Source organism: Lonsdalea quercina subsp. quercina (assembly GCF_000688695.1).
Classification (GTDB): domain Bacteria; phylum Pseudomonadota; class Gammaproteobacteria; order Enterobacterales; family Enterobacteriaceae; genus Lonsdalea; species Lonsdalea quercina_D.
This window is the reverse complement of the sequence record NZ_JIBQ01000004.1, coordinates 273,299-290,705: the sequence shown is the minus strand read 5'-3', so window position 1 is coordinate 290,705 and position 17,407 is coordinate 273,299. Positions and strand designations below refer to the sequence as shown.

The window sequence follows — 17,407 nt, the reverse complement described above, 5'->3', positions numbered from 1 at the left end:
TCCCTGCTCCAAAAAGGGTTCATTTTAACGCGCGCTATACTACCACAGCTCGCCCGACGGGACGGCCCCCACGGGGGAAATCCGCGGAGGCGGCGGCGATTTTGCGCACAATCTCTCAGCCCAGCCAGTTTTTCCAGCTGCGTTCCACCTGCTCGCGCTCAACGCTGAAGTGCGCGCGGCTCACGCGCCCGGAGCGCTCCTGCAAAGCCAGACGATGCAGTTCGTCGCGCAGCGTGATGTAAGCCCGCGTCAACGCATTGGCCTCGTCTTCCTCCATCACGCCGTGCTGAGCCATCATCTCCAGAATCCGCACATTGTCGGACCAGCGCGTTAATGCCGGCTGTGAGTGCGCATAGCGCAGGACCAGATACTGCACGATAAACTCAATGTCGATGATGCCGCCGGCGTCCGTCTTCAGATTGAAAGCATTCGTATCTCGATAGGTCTGGTGACGCCGCATCTTCTCCCGCATCTCACGCACTTCGGCACGCAACGCTTCGCCGTCGCGCTCCCGGCAAAGAACATGTCGGCGTATCGCCTCGAACTGTTGCTGGACGTCGGTTTCGCCGTACACCATTCGGGCGCGAACCAGCGCCTGATGTTCCCAGGTCCAGGCATCGTGACGCTGATAGTCGTCGAACGCTCCGACGGTACTGACCAACATGCCCGCCGCGCCGGACGGCCGCAGCCGCGCGTCCACCTCGTAAAGGATCCCGGAAGAGGTGCGCGTGCTGAACAGATGCATGACACGCTGGGCCAACCGCAGATAGAACTGATAACCGTCGATGCTGCGCTCGCCGTCGGTCATCACGTTCGCCGGACAGTCGTGCAAAAAGACCAGATCGAGATCGGAGCCATAACCCAGCTCCCAGCCGCCCAGCTTGCCGTAGCCGATCACGGCGAACCCGCGCCCTTCCCGCTGTTGCAGGTGCGATGGCTGTCCATAACGCGTCACCATACTCTGCCAGGCCTGTTGCACTACAGCGGCGATAATCGCCTCGGCCAGATAGGTCAAATGGTCGCTGACTTTCATGACGGGCAGCGCGCCCGCGATATCTCCGGCGGCAATTCTCAGCTGCTGCGTCAGCTTGAACTGGCGCAGCGCCTCCAGCAGTTGCTCTTCGTCATCTTCTGGCACCCGCATCAGATACTGACGCAGTTCGTCCGCATAGGCATGTTGCGCCGTCGGTTGATAAAGCGTAGCAGGGTCGAGCAACTCATCCAGCAGCAGCGGATAACGCGCCAGCTGACTGGCGAGCATGGGAGAGGCCGCGCACAGGCGGATGAGGTGTTTCAAGGCCGGACGTGATTCGAGCAGCAGCTCCAGATAGGTCGTTCGTGTGACAATGCCGATGAGCAGCGGCGTGATGCGCGAGACGATGACATCGGCCTGCTCCTGCTGACAGGCTTCCGCCAGCAGCGCGGGCATCAATTGGTCCAGCACGTCCCGGCCACGCGGACCGATGGTGCGGCGAGACAGCTCGGAACGGAAGTCCTGTAGCTGATGCAACAGGTTCGTCCGGTTCTCTTCCGGCAGATGCGGGGTCAGCGACGCCAGCTCGGCCTCATCCAACCCGTCCTGCCACAGGCTGCGAAAGTGTTCGTGGGCCGGATCATCGCTGCCGTCGGGCGCATCGTCGCCTATCAGTTCGTTGAAGACGTCGCGCACCGCCTGCGTGTGACGCGTCAACGCCTCGCACAGCGACGGCCAGCTGTCGTAGGCCATGCCCCAGGCCAAGCGGGACTGATTGAGCGTGTCCTCCGGCAGGGTCTGAGTCTGTTCGTCGGCGATGGCCTGCAGCAGATTTTCCAGCCGACGCAGGAACAGATAGGCTTCCCGCAGCCGCGACGTTTGTTCCGCAGGCAACACGCCCAGTTCGCCCAACTGTTGCAACGTCGGCAACAGCGAACGCGATTGCAGCTGCGGCTCGCGTCCTCCGCGAATCAGCTGGAAGACCTGGGTGATAAATTCCACTTCCCGAATGCCGCCGGGACCGAGTTTGATGTTATTGCGCAGGTCGCGACGACGCACTTCGCGCGCGATCATGTTCTTCATGTTGCGCAGGGACTGGATCACGCTGAAGTCCATGTAGCGCCGGAACACGAACGGACGCAGCAGCTGATTCAGCTCCTGACGATACGCCGCATCCGCTTCGCCGAGTGGCCGCGCTTTCACCATTGCGTAACGTTCCCAGTCGCGCCCCTGCTCTTGGTAGTAATCTTCCAGCGCGGTGAAGCTCAGCACCAGCGGACCGCTGTCTCCGAACGGCCTCAGGCGCATATCCACCCGGTACACAAAACCGTCTTCGGTCATTTGGTCGAGCGCTTTGATGAGCCGCTGACCCAGCCGGGTAAAGAACTGGGCGTTGTCCAGCTCCCGCCGTCCGCCACGCGTATTGCCGTTTTCCGGATAGGCGAAAATCAGATCGATGTCCGAGGAAAAATTGAGTTCCCGCCCGCCCAGTTTGCCCATGCCAAGCACCAGCAGCGGCTGAGGAACGCCCTGTGGATTGCAGGGCGTTCCCCATTCCCGGCAGCAGGCGTCGTAAAGCCAGTCACGGGCGGCGATGACGGACACTTCCGCCAGCTCGCTCAGTTGCCGCAGCGTCTCTTCTGTGCGGCACGTGCCCAGCGCCTGCGCGAAGGCGATACGCACCAGCATGCGACGCCGAAACGTGCGAAGCGTAGCCATCAGCGCGGCTTCATCGCGTACCTCGCTCAGCGCCAGCCGCAGCGCGTCCGCATAGCTTTCCCAGTCATTGGATACCGGCGGCGATTGCCTGATGTCGTGCAGCCAGTCAGGGTAGCGCGCCAGCGCATCGCCGACGAAATCGCTCATCGCGACCGCCGCCTGCTCCTCCTCCGTCAACGTCGAGAGCGCAGGAGAGGACGGCCAGCGGGACAACGCCTGCTGGGCCTGAGAGAGTAACGAAGCGGGTAATGGGAAACGGGGCGCAGGAGTGCTGCTCATCGACCTATCCTCACACCGCCGCCTGCTCCGACGACAGGCGGCCGGCTTCAATGCATCATGATTGTCCGCTGTTCAGCCAGAAAGGCGGACGCGCTATCGCCTGCTTGCGGGTTTCATCCAACGCCGCGGGCGCCGGTTGATGGACGTTAAGCTTGGCGATTTNCTGCGCCAGCTCGCGCCAGATGCGAACATAATCGCCCGCTTCCTCCTCCGGATAGAAACCGCCCAGCAGCATAAAGGCGCTTAAACCACGTTCCAGACGCGGCAGCTGCTGTTCGTAATGCAAAGACGTCAGCGAATGCGCAAACACGGACTTCAGCTCCGCCAGACTCCGGCTCAGCATGATATCGGCGAAGCGTTTATAGGAACTCTGCAAACGCATGCGCTCGCGGTTATCCATATAACGACGCCAGCCCGCTTCCAGCAGCCAGGTCGTCAGCACCAGTTTACTTTTCAGGTAATCCTTATCGAAGCAGACGGTCTCTGCGTCGAGATCGGTCGAAGCCTTCGCTTCCAGAGCCGTCAAGGCGCCGCGAAATGCTGAAGTCACTTTACGCGGCACCACGCCGCCGACCAGCACCAGCATTTCCCGTAGGAGCGTTCCCGCCTCCAGCATGCTATCGCGCGCGGCCTGATCGCCCCGCACCCACAGCTCTTCGTGATACTGCCAGTGCGTCAGCCCGAACTCCAGGCCCGCCTCGATGCCCTCATCAAGCGTCATTTTTTCTTTGACCGGCATGAACGTGAGGGCGTGTCTGTCACGCGGCGGATTGCCTTTAGCCAGCTGATAACCGCGGGCGGCTTTACTCAAGTAGCCCTGTCGCAGGCCGCCCACATCGGAAAGCTCGTCGGCGAATTCCAGCAGGTCGCTACGCTGTCCAACCTTCAGCTCCAACTCCAGCTCGCAAATCGGCTCCTGCAATTCCCCGGCCACCACCTCGCCGCGATCGAGCACCATCTCAATAATGCTTTGGTGATGAGACACGACCCAGACTTCACGACGGAAATCGGTGCTGAACAACGGCGTTAACTCTGCCGCCAATGCGTCAAGGTCGCACTGCTCCGGCCAGATATCGTCCGGCAACAGACGAATGTCCAACTGCGGTCCTGCCAGCTCGACGTTATATTCCGGGTGCTGATGCAAGCCGCCGACCACCTTGCCCGCCGTTTTGGCGGTCATTTCGTAGCGGCCGTTTTCCCCACGGATACGCAGCCCGATACCGTGCTGACGCAGGTAGCCGTCCGGCGTTTCGTAATAGATGTTCGCCAATTGATGCGCATGTAAATGCTTGCTGTGGCTGTAATCGCTCTTCCATTGGTTCAGCTGCGTTTGCAAAGCTGGCACCGTGGCAGGATGGACAATAAATTTCAGTTCGATCTCTTCACTCATAATAGTTAGCTACACCGGATGCTGCGGGAATCTCGTCAGTAAATAACATTTTACGCTACCTTGCCACCGTTGCCATCGCCTTGCCGCCGCAGGCCGCCAGACGTGCGGCCACCGCCATCATCGGTTATCCTGCGTCTTCGGCTGACAAACAAGAGTAAGACAGTTCCCATTTAGGTTTGTCACCCTCGTCGTCAGACTTATCCGACGAACATTTCACATCCATTCACGCAACCTGATGATCTTATGCAGAAATTACGCTTTATTATTGCCGGCCTCATTGGCCTTGCCGTCACCTTTGGCACCCAGGCGGAAGAAAAACGCTACATCTCCGATGAACTCATCACCTACATCCACAGCGGACCGGGCAACCAGTACCGTATTGTCGGCACGCTGAAGGCGGGTGAAGAAGTCTCCGTCGTGGAAGTCAACGAAGGGGCGGGTTATGCCCAGATCCGCGACAGCAAAGGCCGCGCCAGCTGGATCCCGCTCGATCAGCTGAGCCAGATGCCCAGCCTGCGCACCCGCGTGCCGGATCTGGAAAATCAGGTGAAAGTCCTGACCGACAAGCTGACCAATATCGACCAGAGCTGGAACCAGCGTACCGCGGATATGCAGCAGAAAGTCGCCGCCAGCGATAACGTGATCACCGGGCTGCAGCGCGAAAATCAGGATCTGAAAAATCAGCTGGTCGTGGCGCAGAAGAAGGTCAACGCCGCCAACGTGCAGTTGGATGACAAACAGCGCACGCTGATCCTGCAGTGGTTCATGTACGGCGGCGGCGTAGCGGGCGCAGGTCTGCTGCTGGGACTGGTGTTGCCGCATCTGATCCCGCGTCGCAAGAAAAACGATCGCTGGATGGGCTAATCCTTTGCCCGTCGTCAAACCCGACACTGAACATCAATAAAGGTTATAGTGAGCCATAGTCACTAAGAAACCGTAGATTCAGGAGTTGGGTTTGAAGATTTACCTTGTGGGTGGCGCCGTGCGCGATGGTTTATTGCATCAACCCGTCACCGAGCGCGACTGGGTGGTGGTCGGCGCCACGCCCGAAACACTGTTAACACTCGGCTATCAGCAGGTCGGCAAGGACTTCCCCGTCTTCCTGCACCCCACCAGCCGCGAAGAGTACGCCCTGGCCCGAACGGAACGTAAATCCGGGCAGGGATATACCGGTTTTATCTGCAACGCCAGTCCGGATGTGACGCTGGAAGAGGATCTCCTGCGCCGCGATCTGACCATCAATGCCATCGCGCAAGATGAAGACGGCAGCCTGATCGATCCCTACGGCGGCCAGCGCGATATCGAATCCAAACAACTCCGTCACGTTTCCGACGCGTTCGGCGAAGATCCGCTGCGGGTGTTGCGCGTTGCGCGATTTGCCGCGCGCTACGCTCATCTCGGCTTTAAGATTGCGCCGGAAACGCTGGCCCTGATGCGTCAGATGGTCGACAGCGGCGAACTCGACAGCCTGACGCCGGAACGCGTGTGGAAAGAGACCGAAAAGGCGCTGGGGTCGAACTCGCCGCAGGTCTATTTCGAACGGCTGCGGGACTGCGGCGCGCTGCAGGTCTTGTTCCCCGAAATCGACAATCTGTTTGGCGTCCCTGCGCCTGCACAATGGCATCCTGAAATCGACACCGGCGTTCATGTCATGATGACGCTGGCGATCGCGGCGCAGCTCAGCCCGGAGATTGACGTGCGGTTCGCCTCGCTGTGCCACGATGTCGGCAAAGGTCTGACGCCGCCGTCGCTGTGGCCGCGCCACCACGGACACGGTCCGGCGGGCATCAAGCTGATTGAAGCGCTGTGTCAACGGCTGCGGATCCCCAATCAGATACGCGATTTGGCGAAACTGGTGGCGGAGTACCACGATCTGCTGCATACCGCGCCGATCCTGCAGCCTAAGACGCTGCTGAAGCTGTTCGACAGCATCGACGTCTGGCGCAAACCCCATCGCCTGGACCAGCTGATCCTCACCAGCGAAGCCGACGCGCGCGGGCGTACCGGCTTTGAGAACAAGCCTTATCCGCAGGGTGATTATCTGCGTGAAGCCTTTAAGGTTGCGAGCAGCGTCACCAGCGCACAGGTCGTGGCCGATGGCTTTCGCAACGTGGCGATTCGCGACGAACTGCATTGGCGCCGCCGCCGCGCGCTGCAGAACTGGAAAGACCAGCAGGACGCGGACTAAAAAAACGGCCTTTCCTTCATGCGTCGCCGCAGGGGGAAAGGCCGTATGTTGAGCAACGCCGGTCTCGGGGATCTTCCCGCTCTGTTACATGAAGATCAGATACACCGCCGCGCCGACGATGAAACGGTAAATGGCGAAGGGCACAAACGACATCCGCTTAATCACCGCCAGGAACGTTTTAATCGCGATCATGGCGACGACGAACGCCGTGATGAAGCCGATGGCGAACATCGGCACCGCCGACATGCTCATCAGGTGCCAGTTCTTATACAAATCCAGCCCGCTGGCCCCCAGCATCATCGGCACCGCCAGGATGAAGGAAAATTCGGACGCCGCATAGCGGCTCACGCCCGTCAACATCCCGCCGGAGATGGTCGCGCCGGAACGGGAAAATCCCGGCCATAGCGCCAGACACTGAAAACACCCGATGTAGAAAGCCTGCCGATAGCTAATATCATCCAGTCCCTCCGCGCGCGGGGTTTTAGGACGCCATTTTTCGGCAATCAGCAGCAAAATACCGCCGGCGATCAGCGCCCATGCCACCATTTGCGGATTAAACAGGGTTTTGATCGCGTCGTGGAAAAGCATCCCCAGCACCACCGCCGGCCCCATTCCCAACAAGATATGCACCAGCGTCAAACGTCCTGTGGGCTTGATGCCCTCATGGGGCTGGCGACCGAAATGGATGCCGATCAGGCCGAACATGCGCCGCCAGAATACGACGACCACCGCCAGAATAGACCCCAGCTGAATCACCNCCTCGAAGGTTTTCGACAGATCGTTCTCAAATCCCAACCAATGACCGACGAGGATCATATGCCCGGTCGAGGAGACCGGTAAAAACTCCGTCAGACCCTCGACGATCCCAAGGATAAACGCCACCAGCAACGTGTATGAATCTGTCATTACCTGTTCAGCTCCATCAAACCGTAACCATAAAAAAGCGGCCTCGCTGCACGCGAGCCGCTGCATATGAAACGACATTAAAATAATGAGATTACGGGTTAATGACCTTAGGAAGGGTCTCTAATCATGACATACCGGAATTATCTCATTCCTCGCTCAATCACCACGCCGACCGCGCGCGCCTGAGCGACTGCCCCCGGTTTGCTGACTTTGAGACGCATCCACGGTATCCCGAATCGTTTCATCAGCATTTGGACCACATCTTCGGCCACGCGTTCAACCAACGCGAACCGCTGTGTGGAGACCAGCTCAATCACCGCCTCGCTGACATCCGCATAGCTTAGACAATCTTTGACGTTATCGCTGGCGGCGGCGGCGCGGTTGTCCCATCCCATTTCAATATCGAACACCAGCTTCTGCTGGATGGTCTGCTCCCAGTCGTAAACGCCGATCGTGGTAATCACGCTAAGTTCTTCGATAAAAACGATATCCATTACCTTACCCTCTGTTTTTGCGGCTGCCGGATACCNCTTCCGGCCGAATATGCGTATTATCCTTGGATGCTAATATTAAAACGACCTTTATTAGACGGACGCATACTATGAGTGCTACCGCGCTGGGAATGATTATCCTCGCGTATCTGTGCGGCTCGATTTCCAGTGCGATTCTGGTCTGTAGGATCGCAGGGTTGCCAGACCCACGCGAAAACGGCTCGGGAAACCCAGGCGCCACCAACGTGTTGCGCGTCGGCGGTAAAGGGGCCGCAGCCGCCGTACTGCTTTTCGATATTCTCAAGGGAATGCTGCCGGTGTGGGGCGCTTATGAGCTGGGCGTCGCGCCCTTTTATCTCGGCTTGATCGCCATCGCCGCCTGTCTGGGCCATATCTACCCACTGTTCTTTCGCTTTCACGGCGGNAAAGGGGTGGCGACGGCGTTCGGCGCGATCGCGCCTATCGGCTGGGACTTAACGGGATTGATGACGGGGACGTGGCTGTTAACCGTGCTGCTGAGCGGGTATTCGTCGCTGGGCGCTATTGTGAGTGCGCTCATCGCGCCGTTTTACGTCTGGTGGTTTAAACCGCAGTTGACCTTCCCTGTCGCCATGCTCTCCTGCCTGATTCTGGTCCGCCACCACGACAATATTCAGCGCTTATGGCGCGGTCAGGAGACCAAAATCTGGAAAAAACGACGCGGGAACGCCTCTTCATCCTCTTCCGAACAGAAATAACCCGCATCGTTTTGTTCACGACGCCGCTGACACGCAGCGCCGCGAGAGTTCCGTTTAGCTGCGGGTAATCGCGGCCAACGGCTCATTTCCCAGCTTAAACAGCGCCATGCTGGCCGCCAGTTCCATCGACTGTTCCTCCAGCGAACGCGTCGCCGAAGCCGACTCCTCCACCAAAGAAGCGTTCTGCTGCGCCACGCTGTCCATCTGCGAAACGGCGGTGTTGACCTGATCGATGCCGTTGCTTTGTTCGCGGGTCGCGGTGGAAATCTCGCCCATCAGCGTCGTCACCTGCACCACGGCGGACGAAACGTCCTTCATGGTTTCACCGGCGACCTGCGCGATTTCCGTGCCTTCACGCACCTGTACCTGCGAATCTTCCAACAGCGTTTTGATCTCTTTGGCGGACTGCGCGCTGCGCTGGGCCAGACTACGAACCTCGCCGGCTACCACGGCGAAGCCGCGTCCCTGCTCGCCTGCACGCGCTGCTTCAACCGCCGCGTTCAGCGCCAGAATGTTGGTCTGGAAAGCGATGCCGTCGATCATGGCCAGGATATCCGCCACGCTCGCCGTACTCTGGGAGATCAGCTCCATTTTTTCCAGCATCCGACGAACGGCATCGCTGCCCTTGTCGGCGATATCGGCCACGTTCTGCGACAGCAGATAGGCCTGATCGGCGCTTTCCGCATTCAGTTTCACCGTAGAAGACAGCTGCTCCATGCTGGCCGCGGTCTGCTCCAATGACGCCGCAGACTCCTCGGTGCGCTCCGCGAGGTTGATGTTGCCGGCGGACAGCTCGCGCGTGCCGACCTCAATATGACTCCCCGCATCGCGCACTCGCCCGACGGCGTTCGCCAGCGCGTCCTGCATCGTCTTCATCGCCTGAATTAGGCGGCCGATTTCATTCTTGCCGCCGTCTTCAATATGCTGGGACAGATCGCCGCCAGCAATGACTTCCAGCTGATAGACGGAGCGATCCAGCGGTTGCAGGATCAAACGCTTGATCACGACCCAGGCCACCCCGGACAGCAGCAGCGTCAGCACGCAGGAAAGGCCGATAATCGACAGACGACTCAACGCCAGCTCTTCGGCTTTGGTCAGCAGATTGTCTCCCACCATGACGGCGAAGACGCGGAAGTCGTTGATGGCTTTATCCATCGCCATGCTATAAGGCACCACGACGTCTTGTGTGATTTTGTAGAACTCGACGGTGTCGCCTTTTTTCAACGCTTCCATCATCGGGGTAATGCCCAGATTACGGTAGCTTTCATAGCTGGTTTTGATCTGCTCGGCCAGGATCGCCCCTTTAGCGGTCACCGTGCCGTACGCCAGAAACTCATCCATATCCTTGCGAGAACGGTCCAGATAACTTTCAACGCGCGTCAGCGTTTCTTTCGCCCGGGTGATGTTGCCTTCATCCATCTGCCGTGCGGCCTGATAGGCGGTGGTGCGGGCTCGCAGCGTCGCCGTATAGCTCGCCGACAGCGTCCCAAGTTCCTTCCCCTGTATTTTATCGATCGAACTTAACGAAGCATTACCCTGGCTGATGGCATTAGCGCCGATACCGCTGACCAAAAGCAGCAGCAGTACCATCACGCTTAACAACACAATCAGGCTGGACTTCACCGTGATATTTTTCAACATCCCAAAATCCCTCTTAACTTAATGAAAAAGCCGTGAAAAATAGATAAATCTCATTAAAGAAGCCCCCTTCTTATCGGATCATCACCCTTACTCTTCAATTAAATTAATTATTATATTGGTTATGGTTAGCTTGCTATCGACCACGCTATGACGTCAGCCCCCAGCTGAAGCAGCCCTGGCCCTGCGGCACGTCGAACCGGCGTCCGTACTGCTAAAAACCGCGACTTTCACGACGAGTTGGCTATAATGACCGCCACTCCATTTCTGGTTTGAAAGAGAAGGAAACCGACATGAGCTTGAATACGGTGCCGGCAGGCAAATCGCTTCCGGAAGATATTTATGTAGTCATCGAAATTCCCGCGAATTCCGATCCCATCAAATATGAAGTAGACAAAGAAACCGGCGCGCTGTTTGTCGACCGCTTTATGTCTACGGCGATGTTCTATCCGTGCAACTACGGTTACATCAACCACACCCTGTCGCTGGACGGCGATCCGGTCGACGTACTGGTTCCAACCCCGTATCCGCTGCAGCCAGGCTCAGTGATCCGTTGCCGTCCGGTCGGCGTACTGAAAATGACCGACGAATCTGGTGAAGATGCCAAAGTGGTTGCCGTACCGCACAGCAAACTGAGCAAAGAGTACGAGCACATTCAGGATGTGAACGACCTGCCTGAACTGCTCCGTGCGCAGATCGGCCATTTCTTTGAGCACTACAAAGATCTGGAAAAAGGCAAGTGGGNGAAAGTGGAAGGCTGGGACAACGCTGAAGCCGCTAAAGCGGAAATCGTTGCTTCTTTCGAACGCNCCAAAAACAAGTAATCCCACAGTGAAAGCGCAGCGGGAAGACGTTCCCGGCAGCGCATGACCTGTCCCTGCAAGGGGGCTGAGGCTAAATGGCTCAGCCCCCTTGTCATTTAAACGCCCGCCCGTTTTTCTCCCCCCGACGCCCTTTCGCGATCGCGCGCATTGGCGGTAAAGAAGGATAATCGGAGAGGCATTCCCTGGCGACAGGCATAAAAAAACACCGCCACTGGCGGTGTTTTTTATTTACTGAAGCAGAATGAAAAACGATTTCCTGGTTTTTACGCCTGCCCCGTCATGAGCGAAGCGCCGTATGTCGGGCTAGCAGAACGATGAAAGGCTGTTACGCTTCGTCGTCGCGTTTAGACCAGTCGCCGCTACTGATGCGCCGCAGACCCATCACGGAGCGCTGATAAAGATAGATCCAGGCGCTGCCGTAGGGGGTAAATATCAGCTTGCGCTGATATTCGCCACCGTCTCGTTTTAAAGCATCCAACTCGGTCAGGATGGAGGAACTGATGCGATAGACTTCGCCGTATACCGCCCCCTCACCCGCCACTGCCGCCGGATAGTGACCCAAATCATACAGCTCATAACCTTCAAGCTGGTGGTCGCCTAACCATTGTGCATTGGTCATCCAATGACTATTTCCCTGTTTGCGTCGTAAACTGCCATAGACAATAATTCGCATCGCTAAAACTCGAACTGATAGAGCACATCTAATGCCTGACTAACGCCAGACACCGCCTCCAGATATAGTTTCGGCATTAAACGATAACGCAGCGTTAACGTTGCCAGTGAATCAAATATGCCAACGCCATATTTGACTTGCAGGCCCGGCGCGACGTAACCGCTGACGACGACTTGGGAACTATCGCCAGCGCCCTGTGTGTCCAGAGCTAAATTGCTTACGCCAAAAGCCTCACCGATTTTACCCACAACTTGACCTGTCTGCGCAACCCCCAGACCGATCAATGCTGAGGTCATCATTGAGCTATCGGTTCCGCTGCTATCCAGCCCCTGACCGCGCAGCAGATAGGACAATGCTTCCTGCTGCGACATCGTCGGATCGGAGAAGACCTCCAACTTGGGCGCCGACGCGGAGCCGGTGACGCGAATCCCCACCGTAACATCATCTTCCGTGTTATCGGGGTTACGGATCGCCTCGATATTCAGCATCGGCTGTCCCGGCGGCCCCGCAAAGAGCAGCTGACCTTTGCGAACCTGCAGATCCTGACCATACGCTTTGAATCGTCCGCTGGGAATATTGATTTGACCATTAAGACCCAAACCACGCTCATCCTGCGCTACCTTCAAATCGCCCGCCAGATTGGCGGTCAGGCCGTAGGCGTCGAGTTTAACGTCGTCCCCAATGTGAATAGTCAGATTGCTGTTAATCGGAATCGAGGTCGATTTCTGCTGCGTCGGTTTCCCTTCTTCATTCAGCATCACCTCATCCGACGAGACGCCGACCGAGCTGGCCGGTAGATCATGCACAACGATGCGCGCCCACGGAATGTTCACCGACCCGTTCAGCGCCAGCAGCTGAGGCGTGGCTTCGAAAACAATATCGGGCGACACATCCAGACGCACCATCGGCGGCACCGTGACCCGCATGCGATCGCCTTTCACGGCAACGCGCGCGCGCCAGGCGTCCGGCTGCGACCAGTCAGCCCCCCCGGCCAGGTTGACCTGACCCTGGGTGGTCTTGAGAAACCCTTGCAGCGTGGAGGACATCCCGTTGAAGTACACCGCAAGGCGTCCATTCTTCAGGTCGACCGGCATCCAGTTGCCGTCGATATCCAGTTTTTCCAGCACCATCTGACCGAAGAGCTGCGGACGTTCGACGTTGCCGCCCAACCGCAGATTGGCGTTCAGAATGCCGGCAGCCTTCTCGCCCTGCTGCAACGCCGGGTTGAGCATATCCAGCGACAGCGTATCGATGGTGACCGTACCGCTCAGGTTGCGACGCTGCTGCGGATCGCTAATCAGCACGTCCCCGTTCAGACGACCGTTGCCGCGAATCGCCATCCGCCAGCCGATTTTGGCCTGACCGCGGTCAAGGCCGGCATTCAGGGTCAGCGTGTCAAACACCACCGGCAGCGCTCCCCCCTGCATCTGTTGACGCACGCTCACGCCGTCGCCGTTCAGCGTGACCTTGGCCTGCGGCAGTCCGCCGTTTGCCTGCCAGCTCACGTCGGCATCGCCGGAGAAACGCCCGGTCAGCACAGTGTCTTCACTCAGGAAAGGCTCGAGCATCGCCAGATCGAAGCGATTAAGCCGCACGCTGGCCTGTCCGCTGGGGCCAGCCTGGATCGGCTTCGGCACGCACACTTCGGCGTGAGGATTCACCCAACAATGGGTGCCGACGGTGATTTTCTGCGCCGCCGCCAGATAGTCCAGCGACATGGCTTGCGTCAGCCGCCACTCGCCGACCGGCGTGTCAAAACGGGTATTGTTCAGCGTCCCGCGCCAGCGTTCCTGAGCGCGGTCAAAGCTACCGTTCAGCGCAAGCTGGCCGGAAACCGGCTCGCCTTTCACCGTGAGCTGAAGCTGATGTTTGGTTTCGTTGCCGCCCGCTTCCAGATCAACCGAGCTGACCTTCAGCGAACCCTGTGTGAGCTGGGCCACCTTCAGCGCCAGTGTCCCCTGGATCTGCTGGTCTGTGCGAACATCGCTTTTCAGATCGATACGCTGGATCCGCAGATCCTGCCAACGCAGCGAAGAGGCCGTTAAGTCGGCGTGCACCTGAGGCGCGTCCCGGCGGCCGTCCAGACGGAGATTTCCGAGGATATGCCCGCCCAGACCGGGCAGCATGCCATTGAGCTCTGGCGCATTGATGTCAGCCAACAGCTGCCAGCGGTCGTCCAATTTTCCCTTAACGTTGATCTGGTTGCGGCCGAGCGCCAGATTCAGCCCGGGCACGTTCCACTGCCCTGCCGCATTGCCGCTCAGCGAACCTTTCGCCGTCAGCTTGTTCTGGCGGATGCTGCCGTCCATCTGCAACTGAGGCACCTGTACCTGCCAGTCGCTGCCGGACACCACTTTCCCATTAGCCTTGATGATGCCGTTGAGACGCACCGGCCAGTCGGGCCACTGTCGGCCCGTATTGATCCCGCTGATAGTCAGCGCGCTGCTCCAGTTGATGGCATCGCGCCAATCGACTTTCGCGGTAATATCGCTGTAGCCTTCGAACGCGTCGAGGCGTAGGTGCGCCAGCTCGAACAGCTGCAAGTCGCCTTTCCCTTCGACCCGCAGCGAAGCGGGCGGAACGGCGCTGCCGCGGATATCGCCTTTCACATTGAGCGCATAGTCCGTCGCTTTACCGCCGAAATTCACCTGCAGATTGTTCATCTGATACTGCGCGGTGCCGGTCATCGGCCAGCGCAGTTGGGAACTTTGCAGCTTCAGCGTCAACGGCAGCCCCTGTTCGGCCAGCGCCGTGTCGATATTCAGCTGCGCGCGTTGCGGACCGGAGAGATTCATCGCCAGTTTCAGCTGCTGTCGCAAAGCGCCGTCAACGGTGAGCTTCAGGCGCTCTCCCTTCAACGGGTCGATATTGAGCGCGCCGTTGGCATTAAAGGTCACCGGCCAGTCGCCGTTGAGCGTCGCCGCGCCGTTGGCGAACAGCGATCCCTGCGGAGACTGCACGCTGAACCGCTGTAGCGTCACCGCCTGTTTCAGCGTCGAGGCCTGGAGTTGCAGACGGTTGATGGTCACGTCCTGATCGCCGGTGACACGCAGCTGCTCGCCGGTGATATCGGCGATAGTCACGTCCAGCGGTAGGGTGATGTCTGGCATGTCATTCAGCAGCGGTTTGGCGAACATCGCCTGCAGCCGTTCGCCTAACGGCGGTTCGACAGGCGCTTTCTCCTTCGCCGCGTTCTTCACGTCCTTATCCTGAGACGCCTTGGCGACCTGCGGTAGCGTCTGCGCGACGTCGCCCGCCGTCACGTCGTCTTTGACGACCAGTCCCACCGGGGTTTTAGGCAGCGCGACCAGTAAAGAGGCGATGCGGGTTGGCTGCAACGTCAGCGACCGCCCCTGCCAAAACATACCGGTTTGAAACTCCGCCAGCGACATGGCGATATCGTCCACCGTCACACGGGTGTTTTGCAGGCTGAAATGTTGCAGATCAAGCGTCAGCGGCGTGGAGATCTCCGTGGTCGGTTCGCTGGCGGTTGTCGTCTCCTGAGAGGCGGGCGGCATGGCCTTTGTGTCCACCACCACGTCCAGCCCCTGTAATGACAGGTCGTTGATACACAGCTTACTGTGCCACAAACAGCTCGGAGTCAGAGCCAGATGCAGGCGGGTCGCCTTCACCGTCACGCCCGGCATCTGATAGCTGAAGTCCTGTAACGTCAGGTCGCGCCAGCCGCCGTCCACTTTCCCGATGGCTAATCCCGGCACCCAGCGCGTGGCCGAGTTCAGCATGAAATGCAGTCCTGGCGTCGTCGTCACCAACAGCGTCAGCGCCACGATCAGCGCAAGTAATACGGCAATGAGGCCGATCCCGATTTTTTTCAACTTACTCATAATTCCGGCCCCAAACCGATGTAGAACTGTAAACCGTGTTTTTCCGGATCGCCGATAGGCCGTGCGATATCCAGCTTGATTGGCCCGACGGGGGACGCCCAGCGAACGCCAACCCCCGCCCCGGTTTTAAAGTTGCTCTGTTTGAAGTCGTTAACCGCCTCNCCGCTGTCGATAAACGCCGCGCCCCACCATTTGCCGGTAAAGTTATATTGGTATTCGAGCGAGCCCGTCGCGAGACGGGAGGCGCCGGTCAGCTTGTCGTCGCCGTCGTGGGGGGAGATGGATTTGTACTTGTAGCCGCGAATGCTGCGATCGCCACCGGCAAAGAAACGCAGGGAGGGCGGCACGCGGGAGAAGCTGCCGGTTTCAATCCAGCCTAGATTGCCGCGCACGACGAACCGGTGTTTCTCTTCCAAGGTACGGATCCAGACGTTCTGCGCCTGGAAGACGGAGAAGTCGATATCGGATCCCCAGGCAGTATTGGACACATCGATGGAGTAGCTTTGCGAGTCTCCCCACGTCGGCATCAACCCGCCCCGCTGACGGGTGCGGTTCACGTTGAAACCGGGGTAGAGCAGCATCGTCGTGTCAGTCACCGACCCCTGGGTAAAGTGATCCAGACTCCAGCGCAGGTTGACCGATCGCTGCCAGCCGCTTGAATAGTTCCAGTAGCGGGCCACATTCAGGGTGGTGGAATCCGCCTTGGTATCATTGAGGTCTTCACGTTTGAAACCGCCCTGCAGCAGGTAATACTGCTCCAGCGGGTTGGCGAGTAGCGGAATTTTATAGCTAAGATCGAGCTGCTGCTCCGGCGCCGAAACGCTGAAACTGCTCTGCAGACTGTGGCCGCTGGAGTTTACCCAGGGTTTATTCCAGGTCGTTTTCAGGCGTGGACCGACGTCTGTGGCGTAGCCGACCCCGGTTTCCACCGTGTTATGGGTACGTGGGGACAGCAGGGCCTCCATCGGCAGCTCTTTATTGTTGTTTTCTCTTCCCCGTTGCAGATCGGGGGAAACCACCACGGAGTTAAACCATCCGGTGGCCGAGAGTCGGCGGTTGAATTCGCCCAGTTGCTCCGAGGTGTAGTAATCGCCTTCATGGAAAGGCAGCAGCGCGCGGACATACTCTTCCCGGATCTGCGAGCCCTCAATGCTCAGCGCGCCGAAGCGGTAGCGATCGCCGCTGTCGTAGTCGATGTCCCAGAAGGCCTGATGGGTCGATTCCATCACCCCAAGCTGGCTTTTGAGGAAGTGCGCGTCGAAGTAGCCTTTACTGACGGCGAGGGTATTCAGATCGCTTTTGAAATCGTCATAGTCGCCGTGGTTGAGGACCGTGCCTATCGCCGGCGTCTTTTCTTTGCGCAGCTTCAGGAAGTCCTCGTCATTATGGGCATGTCCTTCTATATCGACGTCCACACCGGCGATTTTTACCGGCTCTCCCGGCGATACTTTGACCATCAGCACCGGTCGGCCGCCGTTGACCGCCGGTAAGAACTGAAAGTCGATTTCGGGGTCATAATAACCGAGCGCCCGCAACCCTTGCCGGATAGCATTGTTGACGCGGGAACGGAAGCGTCCATCGGCGCTGACTTCGTCGGCGGTAATGGTAGACAGCTGCGCCCGCACGTTCTTTTGCAGCTCGCCCGTCAGCCCCGTGACCTGCAAACGAACGTTGGAAGCGGCACCGACAGAAGCACTCGCCAGCATTAATCCGCACACCCCTAACACACGACACAGGCGGAGGC

Annotated in this window: 12 protein-coding genes; 4 read left to right on the top strand and 8 right to left on the bottom strand. The window is 58.7% G+C overall.

Features of this window, described 5'->3' with window-relative positions:
- Positions 1–115 precede the first annotated feature (115 nt).
- The gene (gene glnE / locus SB13_RS04580; protein ID WP_026739225.1) at positions 116–2,971 is read right to left on the bottom strand and encodes a bifunctional [glutamate--ammonia ligase]-adenylyl-L-tyrosine phosphorylase/[glutamate--ammonia-ligase] adenylyltransferase; all 2,856 of its coding nucleotides are present in this window, start codon (positions 2,969–2,971) and stop codon (positions 116–118) included.
- 55 nt (positions 2,972–3,026) lie between these two features.
- The gene (locus SB13_RS04575; RefSeq protein WP_026739224.1) at positions 3,027–4,361 is read right to left on the bottom strand and encodes a CYTH domain-containing protein; all 1,335 of its coding nucleotides are present in this window, start codon (positions 4,359–4,361) and stop codon (positions 3,027–3,029) included.
- Positions 4,362–4,604: 243 nt separating this feature from the next.
- Here SB13_RS04575 and SB13_RS04570 point away from each other — a divergent pair, with 243 nt between their 5' ends.
- Positions 4,605–5,225 (top strand): TIGR04211 family SH3 domain-containing protein, encoded by a 621-nt coding sequence (locus tag SB13_RS04570; RefSeq protein ID WP_026739223.1) that lies wholly within the window; start codon positions 4,605–4,607, stop codon positions 5,223–5,225.
- A 91-nt stretch (positions 5,226–5,316) separates the two neighbouring features.
- Positions 5,317–6,549 carry a multifunctional CCA addition/repair protein gene (locus tag SB13_RS04565; protein WP_026739222.1) on the top strand — a complete coding sequence of 411 codons (1,233 nt, stop codon included), beginning with the start codon at positions 5,317–5,319 and terminating at the stop codon, positions 6,547–6,549.
- 84 nt (positions 6,550–6,633) lie between these two features.
- Here SB13_RS04565 and bacA read toward each other — a convergent pair whose 3' ends face one another.
- Together bacA and folB are read right to left on the bottom strand one after the other, a co-directional pair.
- Positions 6,634–7,455, bottom strand: coding sequence for an undecaprenyl-diphosphate phosphatase (gene bacA, locus SB13_RS04560; protein WP_026739221.1), 822 nt, complete (start codon positions 7,453–7,455; stop codon positions 6,634–6,636).
- Positions 7,456–7,595: 140 nt separating this feature from the next.
- Entirely contained in the window at positions 7,596–7,949 is a 354-nt protein-coding gene (folB, locus tag SB13_RS04555; protein ID WP_026739220.1) for a bifunctional dihydroneopterin aldolase/7,8-dihydroneopterin epimerase, read from the bottom strand.
- 107 nt (positions 7,950–8,056) lie between these two features.
- Here folB and plsY point away from each other — a divergent pair, with 107 nt between their 5' ends.
- A complete protein-coding gene (plsY, locus tag SB13_RS04550; protein ID WP_026739219.1) occupies positions 8,057–8,683 on the top strand; it encodes a glycerol-3-phosphate 1-O-acyltransferase PlsY in 627 nt (208 codons plus the stop codon).
- Positions 8,684–8,737: 54 nt separating this feature from the next.
- Here the strand turns inward: plsY and SB13_RS04545 are convergent, their stop codons facing one another.
- Complete coding sequence (locus SB13_RS04545; RefSeq protein ID WP_026739218.1) at positions 8,738–10,324, bottom strand: methyl-accepting chemotaxis protein; 1,587 nt, start codon at positions 10,322–10,324, stop codon at positions 8,738–8,740.
- A gap of 290 nt (positions 10,325–10,614) precedes the next feature.
- On the opposite strand from SB13_RS04545, the gene ppa reads away from it, so the two are divergent.
- Positions 10,615–11,145 (top strand): inorganic diphosphatase, encoded by a 531-nt coding sequence (gene ppa, locus SB13_RS04540; RefSeq protein ID WP_026739217.1) that lies wholly within the window; start codon positions 10,615–10,617, stop codon positions 11,143–11,145.
- A 325-nt stretch (positions 11,146–11,470) separates the two neighbouring features.
- Here ppa and SB13_RS04535 read toward each other — a convergent pair whose 3' ends face one another.
- From SB13_RS04535 to tamA, 3 genes are read right to left on the bottom strand one after another with little or no spacing between them, the layout of a single operon-like run.
- Positions 11,471–11,818, bottom strand: a complete 348-nt coding sequence (locus SB13_RS04535) for a gamma-glutamylcyclotransferase family protein (RefSeq protein ID WP_026739216.1) — start codon at positions 11,816–11,818, stop codon at positions 11,471–11,473.
- 2 nt (positions 11,819–11,820) lie between these two features.
- Positions 11,821–15,663 carry an autotransporter assembly complex protein TamB gene (tamB, locus tag SB13_RS04530; RefSeq protein WP_026739215.1) on the bottom strand — a complete coding sequence of 1,281 codons (3,843 nt, stop codon included), beginning with the start codon at positions 15,661–15,663 and terminating at the stop codon, positions 11,821–11,823.
- Complete coding sequence (gene tamA, locus SB13_RS04525; protein WP_081821822.1) at positions 15,660–17,369, bottom strand: autotransporter assembly complex protein TamA; 1,710 nt, start codon at positions 17,367–17,369, stop codon at positions 15,660–15,662. The genes tamB and tamA overlap by 4 nt, the downstream gene beginning before the upstream one ends.
- Between the last annotated feature and the right edge of the window lie 38 nt (positions 17,370–17,407).

Bases quoted from the DNA above. Each gene is read 5' to 3' on its own strand.
- SB13_RS04570 (WP_026739223.1), top strand. From the start codon at position 4,605: ATGCAGAAATTACGCTTTATTATTGCCGGCCTCATTGGCCTTGCCGTC.
- glnE (WP_026739225.1), bottom strand. From the start codon at position 2,971: ATGAGCAGCACTCCTGCGCCCCGTTTCCCATTACCCGCTTCGTTACTC.
- tamB (WP_026739215.1), bottom strand. From the start codon at position 15,663: ATGAGTAAGTTGAAAAAAATCGGGATCGGCCTCATTGCCGTATTACTT.
- SB13_RS04545 (WP_026739218.1), bottom strand. From the start codon at position 10,324: ATGTTGAAAAATATCACGGTGAAGTCCAGCCTGATTGTGTTGTTAAGC.
- SB13_RS04535 (WP_026739216.1), bottom strand. From the start codon at position 11,818: ATGCGAATTATTGTCTATGGCAGTTTACGACGCAAACAGGGAAATAGT.
- folB (WP_026739220.1), bottom strand. From the start codon at position 7,949: ATGGATATCGTTTTTATCGAAGAACTTAGCGTGATTACCACGATCGGC.